Origin of the sequence: Nostoc sp. (genome assembly GCF_036917275.1) — a bacterium.
In the GTDB taxonomy this organism is placed as follows: Bacteria; Cyanobacteriota; Cyanobacteriia; order Cyanobacteriales; family Nostocaceae; genus Nostoc.
In genome coordinates this window covers 220,865-239,043 of sequence record NZ_JBALDF010000041.1, presented here as the reverse complement: position 1 = coordinate 239,043, position 18,179 = coordinate 220,865, and the positions used below count along the sequence as shown (strand labels likewise).

General features: G+C 42.0%; 12 protein-coding genes and 2 pseudogenes. 3 read left to right on the top strand and 11 right to left on the bottom strand.

Features of this window, described 5'->3' with window-relative positions; all coding sequences use genetic code 11:
• Positions 1 to 110: 110 nt before the first annotated feature.
• The gene (glgB, locus tag V7K35_RS16235) at positions 111 to 2,402 is read left to right on the top strand and encodes a 1,4-alpha-glucan branching enzyme (RefSeq protein ID WP_335080270.1); all 2,292 of its coding nucleotides are present in this window, start codon (positions 111 to 113) and stop codon (positions 2,400 to 2,402) included.
• A 159-nt stretch (positions 2,403 to 2,561) separates the two neighbouring features.
• Here the strand turns inward: glgB and V7K35_RS16230 are convergent, their stop codons facing one another.
• Entirely contained in the window at positions 2,562 to 4,976 is a 2,415-nt protein-coding gene (locus V7K35_RS16230; protein WP_442939733.1) for a beta strand repeat-containing protein, read from the bottom strand.
• Between the two features lie 401 nt (positions 4,977 to 5,377).
• Positions 5,378 to 6,490, bottom strand: a pseudogene (locus V7K35_RS16225) (IS630 family transposase).
• A gap of 210 nt (positions 6,491 to 6,700) precedes the next feature.
• Between V7K35_RS16225 and V7K35_RS16220 the strand changes: the two are divergent.
• Positions 6,701 to 6,889, top strand: a complete 189-nt coding sequence (locus V7K35_RS16220; RefSeq protein ID WP_335080268.1) for a hypothetical protein — start codon at positions 6,701 to 6,703, stop codon at positions 6,887 to 6,889.
• Positions 6,890 to 7,286: 397 nt separating this feature from the next.
• On the opposite strand, the gene prmA is transcribed toward V7K35_RS16220, so the two are convergent.
• A complete protein-coding gene (prmA, locus tag V7K35_RS16215; protein WP_335080267.1) occupies positions 7,287 to 8,207 on the bottom strand; it encodes a 50S ribosomal protein L11 methyltransferase in 921 nt (306 codons plus the stop codon).
• Positions 8,208 to 8,353: 146 nt separating this feature from the next.
• Positions 8,354 to 9,934: a phosphoglycerate dehydrogenase gene (serA, locus tag V7K35_RS16210; RefSeq protein WP_335080266.1), complete on the bottom strand. Its 1,581-nt coding sequence runs from the start codon at positions 9,932 to 9,934 to the stop codon at positions 8,354 to 8,356.
• Positions 9,935 to 10,715: 781 nt separating this feature from the next.
• Here serA and V7K35_RS16205 point away from each other — a divergent pair.
• A complete protein-coding gene (locus V7K35_RS16205) occupies positions 10,716 to 11,435 on the top strand; it encodes a Uma2 family endonuclease (RefSeq protein ID WP_335080265.1) in 720 nt (239 codons plus the stop codon).
• A 101-nt stretch (positions 11,436 to 11,536) separates the two neighbouring features.
• On the opposite strand, the gene V7K35_RS16200 is transcribed toward V7K35_RS16205, so the two are convergent.
• From V7K35_RS16200 to V7K35_RS16170, 7 genes and pseudogenes are all read right to left on the bottom strand, one after another.
• Positions 11,537 to 12,391, bottom strand: a complete 855-nt coding sequence (locus V7K35_RS16200) for an HIT family protein (RefSeq protein ID WP_335080264.1) — start codon at positions 12,389 to 12,391, stop codon at positions 11,537 to 11,539.
• A 285-nt stretch (positions 12,392 to 12,676) separates the two neighbouring features.
• Positions 12,677 to 13,744, bottom strand: a pseudogene (locus V7K35_RS16195) (ISKra4 family transposase).
• A gap of 51 nt (positions 13,745 to 13,795) precedes the next feature.
• Positions 13,796 to 14,440, bottom strand: a complete 645-nt coding sequence (locus tag V7K35_RS16190) for a TnsA endonuclease N-terminal domain-containing protein (protein WP_335080263.1) — start codon at positions 14,438 to 14,440, stop codon at positions 13,796 to 13,798.
• A gap of 112 nt (positions 14,441 to 14,552) precedes the next feature.
• On the bottom strand, positions 14,553 to 16,433 hold the full coding sequence (glmS, locus tag V7K35_RS16185) for a glutamine--fructose-6-phosphate transaminase (isomerizing) (RefSeq protein WP_335080262.1): 1,881 nt from the start codon (positions 16,431 to 16,433) through the stop codon (positions 14,553 to 14,555).
• Positions 16,434 to 16,860: 427 nt separating this feature from the next.
• Positions 16,861 to 17,106: a photosystem I iron-sulfur center protein PsaC gene (gene psaC, locus V7K35_RS16180; protein ID WP_012411495.1), complete on the bottom strand. Its 246-nt coding sequence runs from the start codon at positions 17,104 to 17,106 to the stop codon at positions 16,861 to 16,863.
• Between the two features lie 461 nt (positions 17,107 to 17,567).
• Entirely contained in the window at positions 17,568 to 17,774 is a 207-nt protein-coding gene (locus V7K35_RS16175) for a hypothetical protein (protein WP_335080261.1), read from the bottom strand.
• Positions 17,775 to 17,834: 60 nt separating this feature from the next.
• Positions 17,835 to 18,071, bottom strand: a complete 237-nt coding sequence (locus V7K35_RS16170) for a hypothetical protein (protein WP_335080260.1) — start codon at positions 18,069 to 18,071, stop codon at positions 17,835 to 17,837.
• Between the last annotated feature and the right edge of the window lie 108 nt (positions 18,072 to 18,179).

Here is an 18,179-nt window from a genome sequence, read left to right as displayed (position 1 = left end):
TAGGATAACGGTGGCGACAAAATTGCAAATAAATGTAAAGAATATATAAATATATATAGATGTGAAAAAAGTAGATTTAGTCAATCACGTTATTTCATTTAGGTAGCCTCATGTCCATGACCACGATCGCCTCTGAACAGGTTAACCGTATCGTTTGGAATCAGCATAACGATCCCTTTGAAATACTAGGTTCTCATCCCATAGAACAAGATGGCAAAACTGTCTGGGCTGTGCGGGCCTACCTACCAAATGCAAGTGCAGCATGGGTTGTTCTTCCTGAAGAACGCAAGGAATACCCAATGCAAACAGTGCATCATCCCCATTTTTTTGAATGCACGATTGACACTCTAGAACTGGCAAACTACCAGTTACGCATTAAAGAAGGGGAAAATGAGCGTGTCACCTATGACCCTTATGCTTTCCGTTCTCCCAACTTGACAGACTTTGACTTGCATTTATTTAGTGAAGGCAACCATCACCGGATTTACGAGAAACTGGGAGCGCACCCCACGGAAATAGGCGGCATTAAGGGCGTTTATTTCGCTGTTTGGGCACCCAACGCCCGTAATGTTTCATTGCTGGGAGATTTCAACCTCTGGGATGGGCGCAAACACCAGATGCGTAAAGGCCCCACGGGGATTTGGGAATTGTTTATTCCTGAAATCGGTGTGGGAGAGCATTACAAATATGAAATCAAAAATTTTGAAGGGCACATTTACGAAAAATCCGATCCCTACGGTTTCCGACAGGAACTCCGCCCGAAAACTGCATCCATTGTTACTGATTTAAATGCTTATAGTTGGAATGACGAAGACTGGATGGTAAAACGGCGTCGCATTGACCCCCTTACCCAGCCAGTTTCAGTCTACGAAGTGCATTTAGGCTCTTGGTTACACGGTTCGAGTGCCGAACCTGCTAAACTGCCAAATGGTGAAACTGAACCTGTAGTTGTCGTTTCTGGACTGAAGCCGGGCGCACGCTTCCTTACTTACCGGGAACTGGCAGAAAAACTAATTCCCTATGCCAAAGACTTGGGATACACCCACATAGAATTGTTGCCCATTGCGGAGCATCCCTTTGATGGTTCTTGGGGTTATCAAGTAACTGGGTACTATGCCCCCACTTCCCGTTTTGGCAGCCCCGAAGATTTCATGTATTTTATTGACAAATGTCATGAAAATGATATGGGGGTAATTGTAGATTGGGTTCCTGGTCACTTCCCCAAAGATGGACATGGTTTAGCTTTCTTTGATGGTAGCCACCTATACGAACACGCTGACCCCCGCAAAGGCGAACATAAAGGATGGGGTACTTTGGTGTTCAATTACGGTCGCCATGAAGTTACTAATTTCCTAGCAGCAAATGCTCTCTTCTGGTTTGACAAGTACCACATTGACGGGGTTCGTGTCGATGCTGTTGCCTCGATGCTCTATAACGACTATTGCCGCGAACCAGGAGAATGGCTGCCCAATCAGTATGGTGGCAGAGAAAACCTAGAAGCAGCTGATTTTCTGCGTCAGGTAAATCACATGATCTTCAGCTATTTCCCCGGTGCTCTCTCAATTGCTGAAGAATCGACTTCCTGGCCAATGGTATCTTGGCCCACCTACACAGGCGGACTGGGCTTTAACTTGAAGTGGGATATGGGCTGGATGCACGATATGCTGGATTATTTCCACATGGATCCTTGGTTCCGTCAGTTCCACCAAAACAATATCACCTTTAGTATGTGGTATAACCACAGCGAGAACTTCATGCTGGCCCTGTCTCACGATGAAGTGGTGCATGGCAAGAGCAATATCATCGGTAAAATGCCGGGGGATACATGGCAGAAGTTAGCAAATGTGCGTTGTTTATTTACCTATATGTTTGCTCACCCAGGTAAGAAAACCATGTTTATGAGCATGGAGTTTGGGCAATGGAGTGAGTGGAATGATTGGACTGATTTGCAATGGTATTTATTGCAGGATGAAGCCCACCAACAGTTAAAAACGTTTTTCCAGGAATTGAACCATCTCTACCGTTCTGAACCAGTTTTGTACACGCAAGATTTTGCCCAAGCGGGGTTTGAGTGGATTGACTGTAGCGATAATCGCCATAGTGTAGTTGCCTTCATGCGTCGTGACAAGGATTCTGATGATTTTGCGATCGTGGTTTGCAATTTTACACCGCAACCCCATTCTCACTACCGCATCGGTGTACCGCAAAAGGGATTTTATACCGAGTTGTTCAATAGTGATGCGCGTAAATATGGCGGCAGCAACATGGGTAACTTAGGTGGTAAGTGGACGGATGATTGGTCTTTGCACAGTCATCCCTATTCGCTGGATTTGTGTTTGCCACCTTTGGGTGTGCTGATTCTCAAGTTGGATAAGGAGAAGACTGCTGAGGTAATTGGATAACAATTTGGGGTGGGCATTGCCCACCCAGTTAAAACGGCGGTTAGAAAAACTACCCCTCCCTAACCCTCCCCTTATAGAATCCATTTGAGATCTTTTTAGGCGAGCGAGTAGAATTGGCAGAAGTAGTTGGAATTGCTGGCAAGACAGGGCTAATAAACATTAAACAACTACAAAATTGTTGTTAGTTAGTGACAATCCAGGAGATAGTTGTGCAAATTTTACCTGAGTAAAGCCAGATGCACTACCATCTTCATCAAAGAACAATGCACCTGTAGCGCTGTTGTAGATAAATTGCTCTTCGTTAGTGGTTGCAGATGTTCCGATAGTAAACTGGCTTGTCTGAAGTGAACCTAATGATAAGGCGTCACTATAACTACGAGCTGATACCTGAATCAGGTCATTAGTGGGGTTGAAGTCAGAAAGATTACCAACTTCTTCTCCTAATAGAAAATCGAAAACAAAAGTATCACTACCTCTCCCACCTGTGAGGGTGTCATTTCCAGAGCTCCCGGAGAGGGTATCGTTGCCATTGCTCCCCACTATGTTGTCATCGTAGCTTGTACCCTTAATGTATAATCTTTCGATATTCTTGTAACTAACGCTATTGGTTCCTACCGTAATCGAGCCACTGTTAATAGTGGGATTGATTGTAGAAGTTATTCCCTTTGTAGCATTGCCGCAATCGACGGACAAAATATCGTCCCCATTACCCCCATCTATGGTATGATTACTGTAATAAACGGACAAAAAATCGTTCCCATTACCTCCATTGAGCGTATCATTGCCATTATACCCACCAAAGAGGCTATCGTTCCCATTACCTCCATTGAGGGTATCGTTGCCACTATACCCCCCGTCAAGGCTATCGTTACCGTTGCCCCCCAATATATAGTCATCGTAGCCTGTACCATCAATATTTAATCGTTCAATATTCTTGTAACTAACGCTATTGCTGCCTGCGGTAATCGTTCCACTAGTAGTAGTAGCATTAATGGTTGAAGTGATTCCCTTTGTAGCACTAGTATAAGAGAGGCTCAACAAATCGTCGCCAGTCCCTCCATCTATGGTATCATTGCCACCATCACCCGTAGAGAGGGTATCGTTGCCACTGTTCCCCACAATGTTGTCATTGTAGGCTGTGCCTGTGATATCTAATTGTTCGATATTCTTGTAATTAACCCGATATGTGCCTGCGGTAATTGAGCCAATGTTAGTAGTTGCATTGAAGGTCGTTGTAATCCCCCCAGAAGTATTGTAGTAATTTACGGACAACAAATCGTTACCCGTACCGCCATCTATAGTATCTTTGCCACCACTGCCCGTGGAGAGGGTATCGTTGCCACTGCCTCCGACAATATTGTCATCGGAGTCTGCACCTGAGATATATAATTGTTCGATATTCTTGTAACTAACACGATATTTGCCCGCCGTAATTGATCCAGTGTTAGTGGTAGGATTAAAGGTTGAAATGGTCGAAACACTTCTCTCCATATCCAATCTGTAGAAGGACAACAAATCGTCACCTGTACCCCCATCTACCGTTTGAGTCACTAAATCGATAGCTAGTGTATTTGTGGTGCTTAGACTGAAAGAATCATTGCCATCGTCTCCAGAGAGAAAGTTATTGCCTGTTGAAAAATCGGCCCTCAAGTAATCGTCACCAGCGCCACCAATGAGGGTGTTATTGCCTAAGGAAGGGTAATAATAATCACCTTCATCGGTGAGATACCCAGAGATAGAGAGAGAATCATTACCATCGCCGCCAAATAGTAAGTTATTGCCGGAGGAATACTCAGCATTTAAGGTATCGTCACCAGCGCCACCGTCGAGGGTGTTATTGCCTGATGAGCTAAAACTAAAGAATTCTCTGTGAAAGTGAAAACCAGAGGTAGAGAGATAATCATTACCATCGCCCCCAGAGAGTGAGTTATTGCCGCCGGATGGAGACTGAGCCGTCAAGTAATCGTCACCAGCGCCACCGTCAAGGGTGTTATTGCTTGAGGAGGGAATATAGTTGTATCCGTCGTTAGTAGTAAGGTAAGAGGCACTAAGAGAATCATTCCCATCGCCACCAGATAGCAAGTTATTGCCGGATGTTGCTCCAGCATCCAAGACATCTTTACCAGTGCCACCCAAGAGTAGGTTATTGCCTGTTGAAAATTCAACGTTCAATGTATCATTGCCCACACCACCAATGAGAGTATCATTCCCTGCACCACCCCGCAAAAGGTCGTTGCCACTTTTGCCGTCAATAATATCATCACCGCCTTGACCATTAATCACATCATCTGAATTGTCAAAGCCGTTAACATTATTGTCGAGGTCGTTAAGGAAGGTGACTGTATTCTTGTTGAAGATAGTACTTTGGGTGGAGTTTGCATTGAAGACATCAAAGCTGTCAGTAATGGTAGTTTGCCCATAAAACTGTATATTGCCCAAGTCTACAGTGGCTCCTGTAGATTTACTCAAGTTATCCAGGTTTTCCAGGGCAAAGTTTTGCAAGACGAATTTGCCTAGGTAAACCAGCCCTTCAAAGGTGATTTCGAGATTGCTGCCATTTTGGGTCAGCAGCATATTTCGGGCAGTCAAGTCAGGTGTCTGTAAATATTGTAAATTTAGAATGTCCACTTCAGCAATAACTGCTGCTGAGGGATTTGCGCCTTTACCTACCCCACCAAAATCAGTGATATAAGTACCGTAGTAGGGTTCGTAAATATCGTTGCCACCTGCACCAGTCAAGGTGTCGGTGTTACTGCCGAATAGGGTATCGTTACCCTTAGTTCCAATGATATTTGCCATAATTTTTACCTACCTAAATCTGATTTTTTGAGCAAGTTTCAGTTTTCAATCTACTATTGGTGCTGTTTTCGGGCAGGAACAAACCGCCGAAATTTGACCTTTTCGAGACACTTTGTCAGCCACTTTTGAACAAAAGTAATTTTTGTCTAAGATTCACTTATTTAACTATAGGAATCCTATTTGATTTTTGAAAAAACTCCGTACATCTGAAGAGTGGCGAAATCAAATGTAGTGTGTCGAATAAACCACTCAAACATCCACTTTAGATGCAGGAATGTTGGAATTAAGGCGCAGAAGCGTCGAACCCATGTTTTTGCTTGCAACCAAATATCTTCAATGGGATTTTGCGTAGGGCAATTGGGAGCTTTAGCGTTCACAATGTATTTTCCATTCCTCTGTTGGTAAATCAAGATTTACCTCGGACAAGAAATCTTGAATTTCTTTGGAACGATGGTAGCTCGCACCATCCCAAAAAATCAGCAATCGCTGTTCCTTCGATTCAGCTAGTAAATATCGTAGGTAGTCGATAGTATTTTTTGAGTTCCCTGCTTCGTAGGCTTTGAGAATTAACTCTCCTTCGAGGTAGTCAACAGCACCATAATATGTTTGCTTTTCTCGCTCGTTAACTACTGGAACTGCTATTTCTTGGTCACTTCTACCCCATACATAACCACTTAAATCTCCCCACATTAAATGACACTCATCTATTAGCAGTACTCTTAACTTTCCTGCTTCGATTTCCTCCCGGTTATCTGCCAACACTGTTTCAAGCTTTTTTTTTCTGCGACAGCATTTGGATTTCCTTTAGGGTTTACTTTGGTGGTTTTCTTCCAACTAATTCCTGCTGCGTTGAACAAGTCATAGTAGCTTTGTTTTGACTCATAAATCACATCATACTCAAAAGCTAGTTTATATTCGAGTTCCCCCAGTTCCCAAAAATCCTTGGTTTGCAACCAACTCAATACCTGTTCTCTTTGTTCGCTACTTAAGTAACTTTTTTTGCCTTTGTGATCTAAGCGCAATCCATCAATTCCGTACTGTTCGTAGGCCTGCTTCCAACCTGTTATCGAACCCAGTGATACATCTAAAATTGTTTGAATTTCTTCATACAAGTAACCTTGATAAACTAACTTTACTGCCAGCGCTTTCCTTACCTCACGGGCATTTGGGCGAAGAGCTATAAATTCTTGTAGTTCTGCGATCGCATCCAAAGCGGTTTCTTCAGATGGAAGTATCGCAGTTGTCACTCCCACAGTCGGTATTGCCGTTTGTGAATGCTGCTTTACCATTGTTTGTTCTTACACTTTTACTCTCCTACGTATTCTCTCGTGTTCTTTTTCAAAAATCAAATAGGATTCCTATACCAATTTAATATGAAGCTGCGCGGATTCTTACTGCTTTCTTTGCCCTTATTGGTTTTAGTTTACGTGTGATTCGGCGCAAGAATTGGGGGAAGAAGGGAAAACGAAAAAGTGTTCCGGGGGAACGGCGGCGTGGACGTGCAAAGCCGGAGACATGATGAAACCAGGGTGGGATTAAAAACTTTAACGGGAAAAGTAATTACGGCTGCTGGAGTCAAACCAACTGTAGCCGTGAAATGGGAAAGAGAAAATTTTGGGATTTATGGTGCAATTGAACCATTAACAGGACGACATTTTCAGCCAAGTTTACCCGCATCTGAATGGTGACTATTTTCAACAGTTTTTAGACTGGTTATCGCAACAATTAGGTTCAGATTATGCAATTTTACAAATAGACTAAGCTCCTGCTCATATCAGTGGTGCGATTAATTGGCCTGAAAATATTATTCCCCTACTGCAACCACCTCATGCTCCTGAGCTTAATCCCATTGAAAAGCTGTGGCAGTTTATCAAATAATCTCTCAAGAATGAACTGTTTTCTGACTTGCAAGATTTACGCACTCGCCTACAACAATTGTTCGAGCAATTAACATTTGAACAGGTAATTTCTATCTCTTCTTATAACTTTATTTTAGAAGCTCTTTTCTATGCAGCTTCATATTAAATTGGTATAAGGTCTTAAAGATAGGCAAACTGACGCCACAGTGTACTAGTATCCCCTGGGTTAAGAACGGCGTACATTCAAGCAACACCATTGTTTTCGTTTCCACAGGGTAGCAACGACCCAACCATTTTCTTCTAAAGCGTCAGCAACAGCTTTAGATTGTTCTAGTAAAATACCACTGAAGATAGCCCAAGTTTCAGGTTTAGCGATCGCACTCATTTCTGGAACCAATTCAATAATCACATTAGCCAAAATATTGCATACAATACCGTCCACTGGTTTTTCAACTAGTTTTGTCAAAACGTCTACACTTCCCAGTGCTGGTAGTAAACGTTCTGAGCTAATGTCGTTCAGGGCACCATTACTGATAGTTGATTGCACCGCCAAAGGGTCGGTATCTACTGCATAGACTTTCTCTGCTCCCAGTAGCAGCGCCCCAATAGAAAGGATACCAGAACCACAGCCAATATCCGCAATTACTAGATGTTCATGTTTGCCACTAGTACCCACAAACGACTGAGGAAGTTCACTCAGGCGCATTTCCAAGGATTCCAAACATAGCTGAGTCGTGGCATGGTTGCCCGTACCAAATGCTACACCTGGGTCAAGACGAATCACTAGCCGTTCCGTTGTTTCTGGTAATGGTAGCCAAGCGGGGTTAATTAGGAAGCGATCGCCTATTTCCTGCGGATGCCAATATTGTTTCCAGCTAGTCGCCCAATCTTCCTCATCAATCAACTGCCATTGCAGGGAGGGAGATGAAAGTCCTACACAGAGGGCATCTTGACGCAGCCACAGCGACAGTGCTGCCAAATCTAGTAGCTGCGTTTGAATTGTCGGTAGATAAGCTCTAACTAAAGATGAATTTCCTTTGTTTTCACTAGCTGTACCACGGCAGCCAAAATCTTCCAGTCGCCAAAAGATAGAATCTTCTAGGTCTGGCTCACATAAAATCTGTAGTTCCCACCAGGTGTTTGCCATATAATTTTAGATTTTAGATTTTAGATTTTAGATTGGGGACTAGGTAACGGATAATGACCAATGCGAAAAACAATGAGCAATTAGCCATTACCAATCCAAAATCCAAAATCGTTCGACTGAGCGTAGCCGAAGTCCGAAATCCAAAATTAAAGTGTTACTGTATACGCGTCCCGAATACCAGGGACTTTTATAATCTCATCCAAAATGCCCTCAGGTAAGGGGTCATCTATACTCAGAGCCATTACCGCATCACCACGGACGATTTTACGACCTACTTGCATACTGGCAATATTCACATTAAAACTGCCGAGTAAAGAACCGAGTTTGCCGATAATCCCCGGCATATCGCGGTGTAGGGTAAACAGCATATATTTAGTGGGTGGGACGTTAATCGGGAAACCATCAACATCAGTCAGGTGGATTTCCCGCTCACCCAACAAAGCGCCTGTGACAGAATGAGTCCCTAAAGTACCCGTGGCTTCTAGATGAAGCGTTCCGGCATAGTCTCTAATGGAAGCATCGCGGGTTTCAATCACCCGAATTCCGCGTTCTTTAGCTTCTATGTTGGCATTTACGTAATTTACCCGTTCCCGCAAAGCTTGGTAAAGTAATCCTTTCAGGGCAGCGACTACCAAAGGCTGACTTTTGTTAGTCGCGAGTTCCCCTTGCAGTCGAATATTGAGTACTTCCACCCGTCCGCCAGCTAGCTGTCCCACCAGGTTACCTAGAGTTTCTGCTAGTTGCATGTAGGGTTTAAGTTCTTCCAACACATCGGGGCCGAGTCCGGGAATGTTGACGGCTGAACGCGCTGGTAGTCCTAAAAGTACATCCCGAATTTGTTCGGCAACGTCAATGGCTACATTTACTTGAGCTTCCGCGGTGGAGGCTCCCAAATGGGGGGTGAGGATGATTTCTTTGCCTAGCGATCGCAATTCAGATTCACCCAGTGGTTCTGACTCGAACACATCCAAGGCTGCACCTCCAATTTTACCCGCTTTCAGAGCTGCTGCTAAAGCTACTTCATCAATGATCCCACCACGAGCGCAGTTGATAATCCGGGCTGTGGGTTTCATTTTTGCCAGGGTTGTGGCATTGATTAAGTGGGTGGTTTCTGGGGTTTTAGGGATGTGTAGGGTGATATAGTCTGCTTGCTGGAAGAGTAAATCTAGCTCCACCAACTGACAGCCAAGTTGTTCGGCTCGGTCTGTAGAAATAAAAGGGTCATAAGCTAGGAGTTTCATCCCCATTGTCTTAGCTACAGAGGCAACGTGGGAGCCAATTTTACCCAAACCGACAACGCCGAGAGTTTTTTTGTAGACTTCCGCGCCAACAAAGCTATTGCGATCCCACGCACCGCGTTTCACCGAAGCGTTAGCATCGGGGATGTGGCGAGATAAAGCCAAAATCATTGCTAGCGCATGTTCTGCGGCGGCAATTGTGTTTCCCTCTGGAGAATTGACTACCACAATTCCCCGGCGTGTGGCAGCGGGAACATCCACATTATCCACACCCACACCAGCACGACCGATGATTTTTAGCTGCGTGCCGGCTTCAATAATTTCTTGGGTGACGCGTGTACTAGAGCGAATCATCAGCGCGTCATACTCACCAATAATTTCGAGCAGTTCGGCTGGTTTTAGACCTATTTTGACATCAACGGTAGCAACTTGCGAAAGAATGTCAATTCCAGCTTGGTCAATCGAATCAGAGACAAGAACCTTAGACATGATTACTTCATTTAAAGCTACAGGTTTTGCTGCACAAGACTTTTTAGTTTAGTCTTTATCTGTCGCAATTCAGCAAAAATTATTCGTTTGAATATCAACTTAACCTTTACTTACGCTACGTGCTGATGGTATCGAAGCGTGAGTTGCTCCCAGTGGATACTGCCTCCTTAGTATTTGAATATGAGTGGCTGTTTGCACCACCCTGTCGCTAAATATAAAGCATGAATAGCACTAAGCACCTATATATTTATTAATAGTTAAGAGTTACCAAAATTTTATTAGCTTAAGCAACTTCCTGGATGGGCTAGAAACGCTTGCATTCTTGACTTGGCTGCAACTTTAGCTGAGGCAATGCTCTGCAAAATCAGGAAAAGAGCCAGTAACTATTATATCTATCGAATCTTGACTATTTTTAAATACCACAAGTGGTATCCCTTAGTCAAAACAAAACATTGCATCATACAAGATAATCGGATTGTGATAGTTAGAATTTAGATATCAAATAAATTTTCTTCCTGATCATTTTGGCAGATTTAAGATTGTCTAGTAGTTAAAAGCTGCCAATTAGTGTCAGTAGAGTACTTAATATACATTAATACTACAGTACTGCGGAAATAAACTACTCAATCCAAATCAACGAAATGCTTATGCTATATTCATTTTGACTTTTGACTTTTAACTTTTGACTTCCGCCTTGCGTAGTACGCTACTGATATAGTTGCAAAGAAATCGCTATAATTCTGGTGAGCCAAATATCCTTTGAGTTTTGGGGAAACCAACCATGTTAGAGTACAACTTGCCAAGGTACTTGCCCTCAGCCGAGGAACTACCAGACTCTGATGAAACACCTGTGGATAATGAACTGCAAGAATTAATACCAGGCTTACTGAAGGCGATCCTGCTGATTCTTTGGGCAGAGCGCATGGACTGGCTCTTTGCCATAGATATGGGTATTTATCATCACCCCGATAAACCGGCCATTGTGCCAGATGGGTTTTTGAGCTTAGGGGTAGAGCGGTTTTATGATGAGGAACTGCGTCCTAGTTATGTGCTGTGGGATGAAAATGTTGTACCGATTTTCGTGCTAGAAGTAGTTTCCCAAAATTATCGCAAGGAATATACTACTAAATTGGATGAATATGCGGCTTTGGGTGTACTTTACTACGTGATTTATTCTTCCCGTCGCCGCCGCAAACCGCATTTGGAAGTACATAAGTTAGTTAATGGTAAGTATGAATTGCAAGAAGGAAACCCCGTTTGGCTAACAGAAATTGGCTTAGGAATTGGTTGCGAAAGAGGAAATTATTGCGGTGTAACGCGGGAATGGATGTATTGGTATGATGAGCAAGGACAACGGTATCTCACACCCGCAGAACAAATAAAACAAGAAACACAACGCGCTCAACAAGAAGCACAACGCGCTCAACAAGCAGAACAAAGAGTGCAACAATTGACAGAACAATTAAGAGCGCTGGGAATAGATCCAGAAAATCTCGGTTAACTGAAATATTTTGCAATACAACAAGACTGAAAAATCAGGCTTTTCAAATTTATGTACTTGCTATAAATCCGGGTTTGCTCCTAGAAGCTGTCAGTAAAAAACTATTGCTTTTTAGGAATAACGTTCCTGATTCCACTTTTTGTAGATATAGTATCACCTTTATAACGAGGGATAATATGAATACTGGTGTGCATAATATTTTGACCTGCGGCTCGGTTAATATTCATTCCTACATTAAAGCCATCAGGTTCAAATTCTGCTTTGAGAATTTTTTGTACTTTGTTTACCATAAACCAGCAAGCAGATTGCTCTTTAAATAGTAAATCAAAATAACTGCTAACATGACGTTTTGGAATAACTAAAACATGTCCTTTACTTATAGGATAGCCATCAAAAAGAGCATAAGCCGTTGCTGATTCAGTTAATAGCTTTAGACTTTTATTAGGATTACAAAATATGCAACAATTAGATGAATTTTGCTGATAATTATAGTGAATATACTCATGTAATTCCCGATACTCATCTAAAAAAACTGAAGTAAAAGGAAGTCTCACCATACATTGATAGGTAGGTTTTTTATGAACATAATGTTCTCGAAACCCTTCTTTTTTGATATCCCTTCTTACAGCATAATAAGCTTTACCTCCTGGTTTTAATAAGTGTGACACTTCCATAAGAACATTAGTTTGTTCTTCAGTAAATAAAACATTTAAAACATAAAAACAAATTATTGTATCAAATTTATTATGAGGATATTCTGGAAAATAATAAGGGTCATAGCCTGTAATATCACAACCTTTTTGGCGTAATATTTTAACATCATTACCAAAGCCACAACCAAAGTCTAGTATTTTGCCTTGGAGAAGGTTTTGATTTAATAAAAACTGTGCAGGAAATGACAGATAACTTCTTTCGATCGCAGTGAGATGGCTGAACTGATTTTTTTGCTGTTTCATGGAATTTTGGTGCTGATGTCCCAAAATTATTATTCCCAGCATCCCTTTAGATTATGCGATGTCTACTGTAGAAAGATAAAAAAGTTGTATAATTTAAGTACCTATAAGTATTATTCTATCGTTAGCTACTCAGAACTTTTGAAAAAATAAAGTTGTACGATTTCAGCATACTAGTCTCTAAAAACAAATAAAAAAGCTGTACAACTTTTGGAAAGCTTAATACGCAAAGGTTTTAACCAATCGGGAGCATGTCAACTTTGTTAGAACAAACGAACTAAACAGGTTCTAAAGCTGGTTATTAAGATAAGCACAGCGATGCTTGAGAACTTGAGAACTTGAGAGACGTTAGATTCATCCCATTGTGCTCCAGAGATTTTTAATCGCCGATCTATCTGTTTGATAGTAGACTCGATAGCACCGGAACCAATAGAACAAATACCTTCGGTTTGATAATAATCATAATTTACAATTCGATGCCGATGGGTTTCCAAATACTGGCAAAAATTTTGAGCTTGTTTAGCTTTAAGTGGAGAGATGAGAGCGAGAGTTTCATCAATTTTTCCTTGCCAAAGAAGAGTTTCCGCAGTTTTGAGTCGCTTGAGAGAACCACCCACTTTATGTAGATTTTCGATCAGATGGAACCAATCTAAAATCTCCCGTCTTTCTCCTGGACAATTAAATTGCCGAATTATTTTCCAAATCCCTGGATGTCCATCACCTAAGCAAGTTAATGGATTGGCTAACTGTTGTTGATTTACCCAATCGACTAAAGCTTCATTTTCACCCAATCTAGCTACTTTTATTTGTTGGTTAATACAGATGGCTTTATAGTCTTTCCAGATGCATGGCTCTGCTTTTATTTCAGTCCTAAGCCTCACCTTACCGCCGTCCACGCTAATTTCTTCTAGCTCTTGTCCACATTCTATTTCGGGAAACTCATACCGCTGAACGATTCTTTGTTGTGTACTAGCAGAAATCGACATCCCGGTATATTTATAAATATCTTTGGCTGCATTTTCATAGGAAACATTCGCACTTGCTCTCAAGCAACATTGCTCTAAATAGGGACTTATTTTTTGATTTTTGTCTAGTTTTAACTTTCGTGCTTGTTTCTCACTGACTGGTAATTTTCCAAGAATACTTTTGATTGTTCTTACTCGTCCGGATGAAGTTCCTGTTGCTTCTTTGAGAAAAAAACCCCTAATTCTGGTGTAATGTATTCTATAGTTTGCTAAGAATTGTTTTTTCAATCCCGGCTAGACTCTTTAATTCTTCAGTCTCTGCTTCTTGATACAGAATTTTTGCTACGGCTTGAAGATGTTTCTGGAGTTTTCTCTGATTGGCTGGTTTCATTGTTGAGTAAGAATTGATTTCTTCCTCTATTTTCATTGATTCTGCCACTCTTCAATAGTTCATCTGTTCTAGCAAAGTTGACATGCTCCCGTCACGTAGTTCTTCAAGATTTATATCTGCATTTTCTTCTAGTTTATAAGCAGTATGAACCCACTCAACATTTTTTGCTAATTGCTTAGGGACTTCTTTCTCTGTGATTATTCCCCAATCAATACCTTTAGCAGCATAGTAACGCTTTTCTAACTCAAACTTTTCAGCTACAGACTTACTTCCTAAATCCTTAGTTAGCTTAAATGTTCGTGCTTTCTGGACTATCATTTTGCCTTGCTTGACAGAAAGCATAAAATCCGTTGTTAAAACACGGGAAGTATTGCTTTGCGGATCTTTAGGATAGTTAATACCTATTTCCTCTGCAATACTCATTGCTAAGTCAAGGTCAATTAGAGGAAACTGCTCTCTTATATCTACAATCGTATCTGACCACTCGAAGACGTAAAACAGCCGCTTCTCGTTATCAGAAAGCAGATGATGTTCTCGGTTTGTTTTCCAAGCTGGAGGTCTAGAAACACGACCCTTTGAGGGAAAATCCTGAATCTTTATCCAAGGTTGATAGTCTTTCCCACTACCCTGACCACGGCCTTCCTTCAAGTAACGCTCAAACTTGGCTTGCGTCCAATCTTGCTTGCTTCTAGCCATAAAAACTCCTGTAGATGCTCACATACGCGCCTACAGGATAAATTGTACAACTTTTTTATTTGTTATACGACTTTATTATTGTTGTACGACCTGTAAAACGTATAAAATTATACTACTCTACCGTAACACTTTTAGCAAGGTTACGAGGCTGATCGACATCCAAACCGCGACGGGCTGCAATATGATAAGCCAATAGTTGCAGGGGAACCACTGTCAGAATCGGAGAAAGTAATTCGTCCACATGAGAGACGGGAAGAAGATCGTTAAAGATTTCCGCAGCTTCGCCATCTTTAACTGGAGTCACGCCAATTAACCGAGAATCTCTGGCTTTGGCTTCTTGGGCATTGGAAATAACTTTTTCGTAAACACTACCAGGTATTGCGATCGCAACTACTGGTACTTTCGCATCTAATAGAGCGATCGGGCCATGTTTCATCTCTCCAGCCGCATAGCCTTCGGCGTGAATGTAGCTGATTTCTTTTAATTTCAACGCCCCTTCCAAAGCAATGGGGAAGTTAATTCCCCTTCCCACAAAAATGAAATCTTTGGTTTCGGCGAATTCATGGGCTAGCTGTTCAGTTAAACGTTCTTGACTTTCCAAGGTTGCTTCAATTTCTTTGGGAATCTGCTGCAACCCGTTAATAATTTTTTCTAATACATCTTTTGAAACTGTCTGACGACGAGCTGCTAAATCCAATGCCAAAGCATAAAATGCCATCAGTTGGGCGGTAAAAGTTTTTGTCGCCGCTACCCCAATTTCAATTCCCGCTAAAGTACTGATGACATGCGGTACCATATGACCAAGGCTGCTTTCTGGGCGATTGGTAATGCCCAGTAGTCGCGCATGATACTTGGGTTCTTTTCCCTGACGACGTTCTTTTTCCATCGCTAAAGCTGCTAGGGTATCAGCAGTTTCACCTGATTGGGTAACGCCTATGATCAACGTGTTAGCCGTCACAGGTGATGGTGCATAGCGATATTCAGAAGCGTAATGCACCTGAGTTGAAATTCCAGCTAATTGTTCGATTAAATATTTTCCGATTAATGCTGCGTGCCAACTAGTACCACAGGCGACGATCTGAATTTGTTCTAAATCGTTGTATAAATCCGCAGATAAACCAAGATTGATTGGCGATTCGGTAGATTCGCCTGGATTAAAGTATGCGTCTAAACTAGCTCTTACTACCCCTGGTTGCTCATGAATTTCTTTGAGCATGAAGTGTTTGAATCCCTGCTTTTCTACCATTGCAGGATTGAAATTGAGCAGGCGGGGTTGTTTTTTCAACCTATCGCCAGCAAAATTGTAAATCTCAACGCCCAAAGGTGTGAGGCGGGCAATTTCGCCATTTTCCAGAGGTAGCACTGCACGGGTGTAGGCAACGATCGCTGGCGTGTCAGATGCACAAAAGAACTCCCCTTGCCCAAAACCAATTACCAAAGGTGCTTGTTGGCGGACAACAATCAATTCATCGGGGTAGTCAGCAGAAATAACTGCGATCGCAAATGCCCCCTGCAAATGGTTAACGGTTTGGCGAATTGCCTCTAAGAAGCGAGATGAGGGAGATGAAGGCGGAAGATTCTTTAAAAATTCGGCTATGAGATGGGGAATTACTTCTGTATCGGTTTCAGAACGAAATTGGTGTCCTTTTGCTTTAAGTTCCTCGCGCAACTCGCGGTAATTTTCGATAATCCCATTTTGCACAACCGCCACTCGCTTTGCCGTATCCATGTGGGGATGGGCGTTGTACTCTTCTGGTTTACCATGAGTTGCCCAGCGTGTGTGACCAATACCAATCTGGGCAGGCGTTTCTATTTGTTCGAGTTTAGAACGCAGGTTATGCAGTTTGCCCTTTGCCCGTACACAATTTACCTCACCTTCCCAAATAGTGGCGATTCCAGCAGAATCGTAGCCCCTATACTCTAGTTTTTCCAGCCCAGCTAGTAAAATCTCTGTTGCCGCTTGAGTGCCTATATATCCAACGATTCCGCACATTGTTCACACCGCTTTTTTTTAGGATGATTAAATCCAGTATGTCTAGTTGGTAGCACAAACTTGACGTTTTGCAAACAAAAAAGGGAGTAATTTACTCCCTTTACTACTAAGTATTGCTAAAGATGCTTGCTATTAAGAAACTTTAAAATTCTTGAGCACTGAGTTCTGAGTTCTGAAAGCTGAGTGAAGAATCAAGAAATTATTTTTTTGATTTACTTCTTTTGCCTCAAAACTCAGGACTCAGCGAGAACTCTGTACCAAGATCCCGCAGGGTGCGGAGGCTGATGGTCTATATCACTGCCCAGAGGCGTAAAGGCTTGCACCTCTCCCTTATGTCCAAAGGATACAAGGCAACCATTTTGGAAAAAACGGTTGGACAGTAGACCCGCATCGCGATCAGAAGTTCGGTGACTCAACACTGAGCTTTTTAGTAAGCTAGACCCATACTGCGAGTTGTTTCAGCGCCCAGGTAAACCCGGATGCTCAAAAAGTCGGTGGGACAAGCGGTTTCGCAGCGCTTACAGCCCACGCAGTCTTCTGTACGGGGTGAAGAGGCAATTTGAGCAGCTTTGCAGCCATCCCAAGGAACCATCTCCAGTACATCAGTAGGGCAAGCGCGGACGCATTGGGTGCAGCCAATGCAGGTATCGTAGATTTTTACTGTATGAGACATTGAAAAAACCGCTCCTTTCGAGTGTTCTTCTCTGCGAAAGAATCATAATCAACGCATAGTTTACCGCAGTGGTTGATAGGCCGTAATCAAAAGGCTACATAACTTCAAACAATGTAATGAGCACCCTTGATAAGTTGTTTTTGCGAGATCGTCCCTATTGCCCGATTAATTAGCAACATCATCGGAGCGTATTTATCCCACCTGTCTACCATAATGTGGTTGAATCGTAAAGATAAATGAAATAAAAGTCAATCTACAAGACTTAGATGCAAAAGTTATCTATGGTACTTATTGATTGGCAACTATATGTAGCAGTCCTAAATCAAACGCGCAGAATTTAAAATTATTGCGACCCCCCTGTAGTACCCCCAAGGAATCGGAGGGTGAATTTTCTTACAACTCATTTAGGATTGCGATCGCAGTCCTAAATCATTCGTGAAAAGTCAGATCACCGACAATTTTTAGGAAGTCGGGGATTTGGACACCGCGAATTTGAACAAATCAGATAGGATTGCTCTAGCTGAAATCTGAGGTTTAGAAGTGTGAGCGAACCAAACAGTTATCTCTTCCTGTTTAGTTAATAACACCAACTGTTGGTCTTGGTTTTTAGCATCACTGCGAGTAAGTCTATCAAATCTCGCCTCAAGGAATTCTAAGCGATCGCTCACTTATAACTTATATATTTGACTTTTTAAATTTGGCAAACTCATAATTTTTAGTTTTACATATCAGAGGATTTCAGAAATCGCAAACTCATCAATTATCGCAGCATTTTCTATTGGAATGCTTGGTTCACTAATCATCACTTCTAGTTTTTCTTTGTGATTTTCGGCATCAGCCAATTTATTTGTTGTATACTCATTCTCTCGGATTTGTCTAGCAATACTTTCTAGCAGCCAAAGTTGTTCTTCCACAGACAAGGTGCGGATGGAACGCTCAATTTCTAGTAAATTCGGTGATATCATTTTGCTTCTTATTCCAAGCGGGACGTATTTTTCAAAGATATTATATTTAGTCTATACTGGTTAACCTACAGCATCACAAATCCCCCATTATTTTCTCCAAGCCTATCT